11 protein-coding genes are annotated in these 10,553 nt (G+C 52.1%); 9 read left to right on the forward strand and 2 right to left on the reverse strand.

All coding sequences use genetic code 11. The features are described 5' to 3' along the window. Positions 1 to 832 (reverse strand): dihydroxy-acid dehydratase (locus B2067_RS08590; RefSeq protein WP_301388130.1); only part of this gene is annotated, 832 nt, incomplete at its 3' end. A gap of 62 nt (positions 833 to 894) precedes the next feature. On the opposite strand from B2067_RS08590, the gene B2067_RS08595 reads away from it, so the two are divergent. Genes B2067_RS08595 through B2067_RS08605 form a run of 3 tightly spaced genes read left to right on the forward strand, consistent with a single transcriptional unit; the run spans position 895 to position 3,675 of the window. After that, on the forward strand, positions 895 to 1,317 hold the full coding sequence (locus B2067_RS08595; protein WP_301388131.1) for a thiol-disulfide oxidoreductase DCC family protein: 423 nt from the start codon (positions 895 to 897) through the stop codon (positions 1,315 to 1,317). After that, complete coding sequence (locus B2067_RS08600) at positions 1,307 to 2,296, forward strand: glycerophosphodiester phosphodiesterase (RefSeq protein ID WP_301388132.1); 990 nt, start codon at positions 1,307 to 1,309, stop codon at positions 2,294 to 2,296. The genes B2067_RS08595 and B2067_RS08600 overlap by 11 nt, the downstream gene beginning before the upstream one ends. Beyond that, positions 2,293 to 3,675, forward strand: coding sequence for a ribonuclease J (locus tag B2067_RS08605; protein WP_068443842.1), 1,383 nt, complete (start codon positions 2,293 to 2,295; stop codon positions 3,673 to 3,675). The genes B2067_RS08600 and B2067_RS08605 overlap by 4 nt, the downstream gene beginning before the upstream one ends. A 3-nt stretch (positions 3,676 to 3,678) precedes the next feature. On the opposite strand, the gene arsH is transcribed toward B2067_RS08605, so the two are convergent. After that, entirely contained in the window at positions 3,679 to 4,422 is a 744-nt protein-coding gene (gene arsH / locus B2067_RS08610) for an arsenical resistance protein ArsH (RefSeq protein ID WP_414716532.1), read from the reverse strand. Positions 4,423 to 4,579: 157 nt separating this feature from the next. Here arsH and B2067_RS08615 point away from each other — a divergent pair, with 157 nt between their 5' ends. The 6 genes from B2067_RS08615 to petA form a co-directional block, all read left to right on the forward strand. Further along, positions 4,580 to 6,697: a TRAP transporter large permease subunit gene (locus tag B2067_RS08615; RefSeq protein WP_301388133.1), complete on the forward strand. Its 2,118-nt coding sequence runs from the start codon at positions 4,580 to 4,582 to the stop codon at positions 6,695 to 6,697. 124 nt (positions 6,698 to 6,821) lie between these two features. Next, positions 6,822 to 8,411 carry a peptide chain release factor 3 gene (locus B2067_RS08620; protein ID WP_301378295.1) on the forward strand — a complete coding sequence of 530 codons (1,590 nt, stop codon included), beginning with the start codon at positions 6,822 to 6,824 and terminating at the stop codon, positions 8,409 to 8,411. A gap of 129 nt (positions 8,412 to 8,540) precedes the next feature. Continuing rightward, entirely contained in the window at positions 8,541 to 8,852 is a 312-nt protein-coding gene (locus tag B2067_RS08625) for a hypothetical protein (RefSeq protein ID WP_068436258.1), read from the forward strand. A 122-nt stretch (positions 8,853 to 8,974) separates the two neighbouring features. Beyond that, positions 8,975 to 9,406: a 50S ribosomal protein L13 gene (rplM, locus tag B2067_RS08630; RefSeq protein ID WP_068438803.1), complete on the forward strand. Its 432-nt coding sequence runs from the start codon at positions 8,975 to 8,977 to the stop codon at positions 9,404 to 9,406. Positions 9,407 to 9,410: 4 nt separating this feature from the next. Beyond that, entirely contained in the window at positions 9,411 to 9,803 is a 393-nt protein-coding gene (gene rpsI, locus B2067_RS08635) for a 30S ribosomal protein S9 (RefSeq protein ID WP_068443028.1), read from the forward strand. 223 nt (positions 9,804 to 10,026) lie between these two features. Then, positions 10,027 to 10,553: ubiquinol-cytochrome c reductase iron-sulfur subunit (petA, locus tag B2067_RS08640; RefSeq protein WP_301388134.1), on the forward strand; the 527-nt coding region annotated here is incomplete at its 3' end.

Here is a 10,553-nt window from a genome sequence, read left to right on the forward strand (position 1 = left end):
TGGTTGAGCCGCCCATGACGATATCGAGGGTCATGGCGTTTTCAAACGCTTTGAAATTGGCGATAGAGCGGGGCAGTACAGACTCATCGTCCTGCTCGTAGTAACGCTTGGCGTTTTCAACAATCTTGCGGCCGGCTTCGAGGAACAGTTGCTCACGGTCAGCATGAGTAGCCAGTACCGAGCCGTTCCCCGGCAGCGCCAGACCAAGAGCTTCAGTCAGACAGTTCATGGAGTTGGCGGTGAACATACCAGAACACGAACCACAGGTCGGACAGGCGCTGCGCTCATATTCGGCGACTTTCTCGTCAGAAGCAGAATCGTCCGCGGCGATGACCATAGCATCAACCAGATCCAGCTTGTGCTCAGACAACTTGGTCTTACCGGCTTCCATCGGGCCGCCAGAAACAAAGATCACTGGAATGTTCAGGCGCAGAGCGGCCAGCAGCATTCCCGGAGTGATTTTGTCGCAGTTTGAGATACAGACAATCGCATCAGCACAGTGCGCGTTAACCATGTACTCAACAGAGTCGGCGATGATTTCACGGCTCGGCAGGCTGTAGAGCATGCCGTCGTGACCCATGGCGATCCCGTCGTCTACGGCAATCGTGTTGAATTCTTTCGCTACGCCACCGGCTTTCTCGATCTCGCGGGCAACCAGTTGGCCAAGATCTTTCAGGTGAACGTGACCCGGAACGAACTGAGTGAATGAGTTCGCAACAGCGATGATAGGCTTCTGGAAATCATCGTCTTTCATACCCGTTGCGCGCCACAGGGCGCGGGCTCCGGCCATATTGCGACCAGCGGTAGACGTCTTGGAACGATACTGAGGCATGATCTCTCGTCTCTTTGTACGTAAAATAGTGGGGTATTGTATCAATCAGCGAGGTTGCGTGCATGTCTGAACTTACCCTTTATTACGATGGCTACTGCCCTTTGTGTGTACGCGAAATGGACCACCTGAGAAAGGCAGATCAGGCCGGTCGCCTGACGCTGGTGGATATTCAGCAGGAAGGGTTTACTGAGCGTTATCCGCACATTGATCCGCAGGCCGCGAGCACCATCCTCCACGCCGATACTGCTGATGGTGAACTCCTGCTGGGTTTGGATGTCACTTATCGTGCCTGGTCGCTTGTTGGACGAGGCTTCTGGATTGCCCCGCTAAGATGGCCTGTCATTCGCTGGTTTGCAGACAAGGCCTACCTCTGGTTTGCGCGCAATCGATACAAGGTGTCTGGTTGGCTGACGGGTCAACAGCGATGCGACACCTGTGGTCCACAAGGATGTTCAATTGACGGTAAGAAACAAGGTGATAACTAAGCGCGCAATATTTTTCCCTCAGGCTAAGGCCTTATCTATAACCGTATTACTCGGTTGGCTGTCTCTGATACTGGCGGGTTGTTCGTTATCGCCAATGAAGCCTCTGGACTCTGGGGTCGCCAGTCTTAAATCACGGCTCTACCTCGCTCACGGTGCCAGTGCAGGAGATGCGCCTCTGAATTCCTTACAGGCGATTGAAGCAACTCTGAAGCGTAGTGATTATGACGGCATCGAAATTGATATCGTTCTTGCCGGCGACAGTGTTCCGCTGCTGGCCCACGATCCCTGGATCAGTAAAAAAAACTGTCGACGGTACGATGGTCAGGCATTTGAACCTGTGTATATCCGGGATGTGTATTCAGATGAGTTGAATGACTTGTTCGAATGCCATTTCCCGTCAGGAAAGTCAGGCTCTGAAGAAAAAGCATCTGATTACCATCCTTTGGCGACTCTGACTGAAGCTCTTTCTATTGCCAGAGAATACCCTGAAAAAACGATTTACCTCGATTTGAAAATTCAGGACGGTGTCACACTGGATGTTGAAGAATACGGAGCCGAAATTTACCTCGCGCTGACTGAGCAGGAAATAGAAAACCCTGTATTTATTGAGGTTCCTGAAAAATATCAGGTCGAAAAAATAAAGAACTCTCTCGAAGATTTTAATGCTCGGATTGCACTCTCTTATCCTGCTTTCTACGCTGGAGAGGACTGGGATTATATCGGAGCGATGGCAGCCATTCGTACTTTTTTCTTCGCTGAAAATCCTGTCGATGCTGCGCAGGAATCAAATGCAGATGTATTGGTTAGCCCAACGATAGTTATGTCGCATTCTTCTGTAGAGAAACTACACCAGAGCCAGGTTCTGTTTGGAACCTTTCTGGTCGATGATGCTGAATCTCTGAAGTCAGCCTGTAATCACGGAGCAGATATTATTATTACGGATATTCCTGTTGGGCAGCGTTGCGAGCCTGATTTATGATGCCTTCCAGTTCGGATCTGGTCTTTCTGCCGTTAGGCGGTACCGGCGAAATCGGTATGAACATGAATCTCTATGGTCACGACGGCAAGTGGCTGATGGTCGATTGTGGCGTCACCTTTCCCAAACCCGGACGCGTCAGTGCGGATGGTACACGCCATCATAGTGGCGAACCTGATACTCAAATGCCTGACCCTGAGTTTATTGAGGCGCGCAAAGATGATCTCGCGGGGCTGATTATTACTCATGCTCACGAGGACCATGTCGGCGCTGTGCCGTATCTCTGGCATAAGTTACGCTGCCCGATTTACTGCACCCGGTTTACCGCAGAAGTACTGAAGAAAAAGCTCGCTGAGCACGGCATTCTGCATCAGGTGAAACTTATTATTCCTGAAACTGGCGAGCGCTTACATATCGGCCCGTTTGACGTGCAGTGGTTGCCGTTAACCCATTCGATTCCTGATCCGAACTGTTTAATGATCCGCACGCCCTTGGGCAATATTTTTCATACCGGTGACTGGAAGCTGGACCCCGACCCAGTGGTGGGGCATGGCTATAAAGAAGAGACCTTCCGTAAGCTAGCCGATGAAGGCGTGCTGGCGATGGTGTGCGACTCGACCAATGCCACGACAAAGGGGCACTCAGTATCAGAGGGTGATCTCTATGATGGGTTACGCCATTACATCGAGAGTGCGAAGGGTCGCGTGGTTGTCACCTGTTTCGGCAGTAATATAGCGCGCTTGCTGACGTTATCTCATATTGCCGAAGATACGGGGCGCTACATGGGCCTGTATGGTCGTTCCCTGATTAATATGCACCAGTGTGCCAAACGGGCGGGTGTCTGGCCTTACAGTGCAGGTGCCGTGGATACGGGTCATCTGGGCTATTTACCTCGCAACGAAGTGCTTGCCGTCGCGACCGGCAGTCAGGGGGAACCCCGCACCGCGTTGCGCAGGCTTGCCGCCGGAACACATCCGGATTTTGAATTGGAGGCAGGCGATCGGGTGATCTTCAGTGCCAGAGCGATCCCTGGTAATGAAGAGGCCATTCAGGGCGTGATTGATCAACTCACGGCGCTCGGCGTTGAGGTTGTTACGGTTGATAATGCAGAGCACGATATCCATGCCTCAGGCCATCCGGCGCAGGATGAACTGAAGATGTTGTACAACTGGGTTCAGCCTGAGATTGCGATTCCCGTTCATGGTGAAACTGAGCATATGAAAGCCCACGCAGGACTGGCAAAGGGCTGCGGAATACCGCGTACCATGACGGGGCGGAACGGTGACCTGTTTATGTTGCGGCCGGTGCCGGGAATGCAACGTCAGAAGGTCAGGACGGGCCGCCTCGGATACGAAAAAGGCGGCCTGGTAAAAGTAGAATAAATTTCAGAGTGAGCGGGTGTCGATCCGCTTTCTGAATTCTTCTGCACTTTCTTTTCGCTCCGAGTAGCGGTCGGTAAAGTAGTCTTTTTTATCCCTGAGCAGCAGGGTAAATTTCATCAGCTCTTCCATAACGTCGACGATGCGGTCGTAATAAGACGACGGCTTCATACGGTCGTTGTCATCAAATTCCAGCCAGGCTTTTGGAACCGAAGATTGGTTGGGGATTGTCACCATACGCATCCAGCGCCCCAGAATTCGCATCTGGTTAACGGCGTTGAATGATTGCGAGCCGCCACAGACCTGCATGATGGCCAGAGTTTTCCCCTGAGTTGGTCTAACACCCTGAAGTGCGAGGGGTATCCAATCTATTTGTGCTTTCATTATGCCTGTCATTGCGCCATGGCGTTCCGGGCTGCACCAGACCATTCCCTCGCTCCAGTTAGCCAGCTCGCGCAGCTCTTTTACTTTGGGGTGATCCGCATCGGCGTCATCGGGCAGCGGCAGACCTGATGGGTTAAAGGTCCGGGTTTCGGCTCCGAGCCATTCGAGAATCCGGGCGGCTTCCTCCGTTGCCAGGCGGCTGAAAGAGCGCTCTCGCAGAGACCCATAGAGCAGCAGAATTCGGGGCTTGTGATCACTTTCTTTTTCGTTAAACAAGACGCTTTCGTCTATCGGGTTCAGGCAGTCTTCGTCGATATTCGGCATGTGTTGGGACGTTGGACGGGGAGTATCGCTGCTGTCAGTCATAATTGGCTCGGGATGAATTGATTGGCTCAGGCGTATGCTAACCGGGTTGGTGGGCGTTACACAAAGTGCATGGTTTCTGTGTATGATCCACTGCGCAGCAATTTAATAGTGCTCAGGTAACGATAAAAATAACACCAAGCTGATAAAGGGCAGGCGCATGGATCTTAATGCTCACGACGGTTCTGAAAATACTACCCATGGGAAGAGCGAGGGCCTCTATCGTTGGTTATCAACATTTCCGGCATTTTTGATACTGCTTGCAGTCGTACTGCTGAATACCAGTCATGCAATTCATGCCCAGCTACTGCTGTTGGGTGAGGCCCAGTGGGAAGGCTATTATCAGTTACGGGTTGATCCTCAAGCACCTGCCTGTAATCCCGATCAGGATATCGAACAAGCCCTGCAACGAATGATCCGGGAGCAGGAAGAAGCGGATGACGAGTTTGATCTGCTGGCCTCAGATCCCGTTCCGCCAGATGTCTTGCGTCAGTCGCTTGAAGCGGCAAAAGTGGACTGTGAGTTTAAGTTCGACCGTTATCACGGCATTGTTGAGCGCATTACCCCCACGGTGGAAGCCTATCGGTCGCTAGAGAAATGGGTCGCTGATCTGGGCGAATTCCGCATGGTCGCTTCCGGGATCATGCTTGCAGTGTTAGTTCTGATCTGCGGCGGAACTGCACTGCTGCGTAAGCATCATATCTCGCTGCGCCCGGCGGCGAGTGTGCTGGATTATCGGGTGTCGGCACTGGCCCAGCTTGGGGCGTTCGCCATTCTTTTCTTCTCTATGCTTAGCTTTAAGAATGTTGCCTTGTCGGCGGGCATCAATGTCAGCTCTGAGCACCTGACGCTGCTTTGGGTCTGGATTCTCGGGTTCGGCTCCGCCATCGCAATCTGCCTTTATCAGGTTATCAAGGTTCCGGAGGATGCTGTGCCGGGCGGGAATATGGGCAACGCACTTCTGTCGACTCCACTGTATGCCATTTTTACGCTTATTTCTGGCAGCTACTTTCTGTTAAACGGGCACGCTTCGGGCATCGGTATTTACATCAATCAGATGATGGAACTGGCGTCGCTGATGCTGAATGTCGCTCTGTATGTACTGATCGGTATGTTGCTGAAACGTACCGACCTGGCGCAGAAGGTATTCGATGTTTTTCGTCCGTTTAACTTCCGTCCTGAAATGCTGGCGGTTATTGCGGTAGCCGTGTCGGCGGTGCCTACAGCCTATACCGGCGGTTCCGGTATTTTCGTGATTGCCGTCGGCAGCCTTGTATACCTTGAGGTGCGCAGAGCCGGTGCACGTCGACAGCTGGCGCTCGCTGCGACAGCAATGTCAGGCTCTCTCGGTGTGGTTTTGCGTCCGTGTCTGCTGGTGGTCATTGTCGCTGCACTGAACAATGAAGTGACGACCGACGAGTTATTCGGCTGGGGGGTAAAAGTCTTCCTGTTAACAACCGCGCTTTTTGCTTTTTACGCATTTATCACAAGTAAGAAAGACGACTATCAGAACCTTCAGAAAACAGACGGTAGCGTCTGGCCATCGTTCTTTAATGCACTCAAGCCGCTGATCCCTTATGTGCTTCTTATTGCGGCCACGCTGGTCGTATACGCTCTGGTGCTGGCCGCGTATCTGGATGAGTTTTCGGCGCCGACCATCCTTCCTGTTTTGCTGGCCGTGATTCTGATTTATGAGCGTATTGCGGATAAAAAAGCGCGAGCCTCTGGTGTGGTTGATACGAATACGCCAGAGAAGCCTTCGTTATTTGCCAACCTTCAGTCATCCACGTCAGAGGCGACTGTGCATATTGGTGCCTTGCTGATGTTGATGGGCACGACCATGACGATCGGTGGTGTGATTGAACGCGCTGAGTTGATGACTCTGCTGCCTGCAGAGTTCAGTTCGGTATGGATGGCGATGCTGGCGTTGGTCACTATTCTGGTGTTGATTGGCATGATCATGGACCCATACGGCGCCGTGCTTCTGGTCAGCGTCACCATCGCGGGTATTGCCTATAAAGCGGGTATCGACCCGATTCATTTCTGGATGGTCACTCTGGTAGCCTTCGAACTGGGTTACCTCAGTCCGCCCGTGGCACTGAATCATCTGCTGACAAGGCAAGTCGTTGGTGAAGAAGAAATCCGGCTGTCGAAGCTGGAAACTCAGGGAGAGCGCTTCTGGTATCGCCACGAGAAGATTCTGCTGCCACTGGTCACCATGGCAACGGCACTGGTGATCGTCGCCTTCGGACCTCTGCTTTGGCAGGACTATTTCTGACAAGAATTTCTGATAAGAGCAGGAAGTATTCTTTCTGTTAAACCCCGGTGGTTCGATCACCCTTTGAACAGAAGGCCGCTTTCAGAGAGAATAGCGGCCTTTCAATCTCCAGTTCAGAGAAGTCATGTCTGATACACCATTTCAGCAGGAAGTCGGCAAGCGTCGGACTTTCGGCATTATCTCTCACCCGGATGCGGGTAAAACCACGATCACCGAAAAGCTGCTGCTGTTCGGGAATGCGATTCAGCTCGCCGGTACCGTAAAGGGCAAAAAGACCGGCCGTATGGCCACGTCTGACTGGATGCAGATGGAGCAGGAGCGTGGTATCTCGATCACGACCTCGGTGATGCAGTTTCCGTATCGTGAGCGCATGGTCAACCTGCTGGACACCCCCGGGCACGAGGACTTTTCAGAAGATACTTACCGCACACTGACCGCTGTTGACTCTGTGTTGATGGTGATTGACGGCGCTAAAGGTGTAGAAGACCGGACCATCAAGCTGATGGACGTATGCCGTCTGCGCGACACGCCGATTTTCACCTTCATCAACAAAATGGACCGTGAAGTCCGCGATCACATCGAAGTACTGGATGAGATCGAGACAGTACTGAACATTAAGTGTGCGCCAGTGACTTGGCCGATCGGTATGGGCAAGGCGTTCAAAGGCATCTATGACCTGATGACGGACACTATCCATGTGTTCAAGCAGGGGCAGGCGAGTGTTGTCCCGGACGATATTCAGATCAAGGGTCTCGATTCACCAGAAGCGCTGGAGCTGCTCGGTGAAGAGTTGGTTGAAGAAGTCAAAGAAGAGATTGAACTGGTACAGGCAGCGAGCCACGAATTTGACTTGCAGGAGTACCTCGACGGCAAGCTGACGCCCGTCTTCTTCGGGACAGCACTGGCGAACTTCGGTGTGCGCGAAATGCTCAACTACTTTGTCGAGTGGGCGCCATCACCGTTACCGCGTGGTACTGATCTTGGCGAAGTGGCGCCGGACAGTGACAAGTTCACAGGCTTTGTCTTTAAAATTCAGGCCAACATGGACCCGAAACACAGGGACCGTATTGCCTTTATGCGCATCTGCTCGGGTACCTACAGCAAGGGCATGAAGATGAAACACGTCCGTATCGGCAAGGATGTAAAAATTGCCGATGCTGTGACCTTCCTTGCGGGTGACCGCTCGGCGGTGGAAGAGGCGATCTCCGGTGACATCATCGGTCTGCATAACCATGGCACTATCCAGATTGGTGACACCTTTACCATGGGTGAAGATCGTCAGTTCACCGGTATTCCGCATTTCGCGCCGGAACTGTTCAAGCGGGTACGCTTAAAAGACCCTCTGAAAATGAAGCAGCTGCAGAAAGGTCTGCAGCAGCTTTCCGAAGAAGGGGCGACCCAGCTATTTATGCCGCTCAATAACAACGACCTGATTCTGGGCGCTGTGGGCGTGCTGCAGTTTGACGTCGTGCAGCAGCGTTTGCGGGATGAATACAAAGTTGAGTGTATCTACGAGCCGGTGAACGTAAATACCGCTCGTTGGGTCTACTGCGACGATGAGCGCAAGCTCGAAGAGTTTAAGCGTAAGGGCGGAGAGAACCTGGCGATTGATGGCGGTGGTTACCTCACCTACATTGCGCCGACTCGCGTCAACCTGTCGCTGACTGAAGAGCGATGGCCGGAAATTCAGTTCCGCTCAACGCGTGAGCACTGATCTGTCAGTGTTGGGCCTGATCATCGTAATCGCGCGCCATTGATATTCGTCTGACTTTCCTTGCGGACAGGTCATTCTGAACTAAGCTTTCCTGCATGGATATCATCGCTGTGCGGGGGCTTAGCGACAATGGCGATTTACTTTTTATCAGGCGTACTTATCACATTGGTTCTGTGTGGTGGCATACGTTGGTGGATTCAGCGTCTCCTGACACAGGAGAAACTGATGCTGGACGATGCAAAGGGTTACTTTCTGATTACCTGTATTGTGGTTGGCTTTCTGGTCAGCGCCGGATTTTTCTGGGCAGGGCAGGTAATGGGATATGACCAGGCAGAAGAGACATCTCAGGCAATGGGGCTGGCGATTCTGTTAGACGTCATGGTGGCACTTCTGAGTCTGATCTGGGGCTTGGTTTCTCTCAAGGAGCCAGAGCAGTATTGAGGTTTTACCTTGTAATGCAGGGACTTAAAAACTAATTGAATTAGTCCTTGCACTACCCCAATCCCTCCTATAGAATGCCGCCCTCTTTTCGAATCAACAATGCCCTTGAAGGCGAGAATTTGATGAAAACTTACAGCGCAAAACCAGAAGCCGTAAAACGTGAGTGGTTTGTTGTTGATGCAGCTGATAAAACGCTGGGTCGCCTGGCCACTGAGGTTGCTCTCCGCCTGAGAGGAAAGCACAAGCCAGAATACACTCCACACGTTGACACCGGTGATTACATCGTTGTTATCAACGCAGACAAAGTAAAAGTAACCGGCAAGAAAGCTGGCGATAAGATGTATCATCGCCACACAGGTTACCCGGGTGGTCTGAAATCGATCTCTTTTGAGAAGCTGATCGATTACAAACCAGAACAGGTAATCGAACTTGCGGTGAAAGGCATGCTTCCTAAGAATCCTCTTGGTCGTGCTATGTTCAAGAAAATGAAAGTTTACGCAGGTACTGAGCACCCACATACTGCTCAGCAACCGCAAGAACTGAAACTGGGATAAGATGATGGCAGTAACACAATACTATGGTACCGGTCGTCGTAAGACCTCCACCGCGCGCGTCTTTCTGCGTCCTGGTACTGGCAGCATCGTAGTAAACAAGCGTCCTCTGGACGAGTACTTCGGTCGTGAAACGGCTCGTATGGTTGTTCGTCAGCCACTCGAACTGACTGAAAGCCTCGAAAAGTTCGACGTGATCATCAACGTACAAGGCGGTGGCGGTAATGGCCAGGCCGGTGCAATCCGTCACGGTATCACCCGTGCACTGATGCAGTACGATGAAACTCTGCGTCCTTCACTGCGTGCAGCGGGTTACGTTACTCGTGACGCTCGTGAAGTTGAACGTAAGAAAGTGGGTCTGCGTAAAGCACGTAAGAAGCCACAGTTCTCCAAGCGTTAATCCAACGCTGCAGAGCAGAAAGAAGCGCTTATTGGCACAGATCAATAAGCGCTTTTTTTATGCCCAAAACCCCATGCCTTGTGGGTATTTCTGGTTGTTTCCTGACCCTGTTTTCTCTATTATGTGCGCCGCCCTGTATGCTACGCTTGATCTGTATAAATTATGTACAACTAGCGCAGGTCGTGTAGCTGCATAAGAATTTAAATGATGGGAGAAGATGGTAATGAGTCAAGACGGCGTTAATAAGGCCCGGCGTACTCTGCTGGTCGGCGCTACTGCCGGTGTCGGTGCTGTCGGTGCTGGCTTCCTTGCGGTGCCCTTCGTTAAGTCCTGGATGCCAAGCGAAAAAGCAAAGGCAGCAGGTGCTCCGGCGAAGATCGATGTCAGCAAAGTTGAGCCAGGTGCAATGGTCACCGCTGAATGGCGCGGTAAGCCGGTGTATGTCGCCCGCCGTACCGAAGACATGCTGAACACTCTGGAAGGCCTCGCTGACCGGTTGAAAGATCCTGAGAACGCTAATAAAGCGCAGCAGCCTGAATACGCTGACAACCTTTACCGTTCCCGCAAGCCTGAGCTGATCGTTCTGCTGGGTGTATGTACTCACCTGGGGTGTGCGCCTAAGTATGTACCTGAAGTTGAGCCTCAGCCGTTTGATCCAAACTGGCAGGGTGGTTGGTTCTGCCCATGTCACGGTTCGCATTATGACACATCTGGTCGTATTCGCAAAGGGCCGGCGCCGACAAATCTTGA

Source organism: Thalassolituus sp. UBA2590, assembly GCF_002339775.1.
Taxonomy (GTDB): Bacteria; Pseudomonadota; Gammaproteobacteria; order Pseudomonadales; family Oceanobacteraceae; genus Thalassolituus.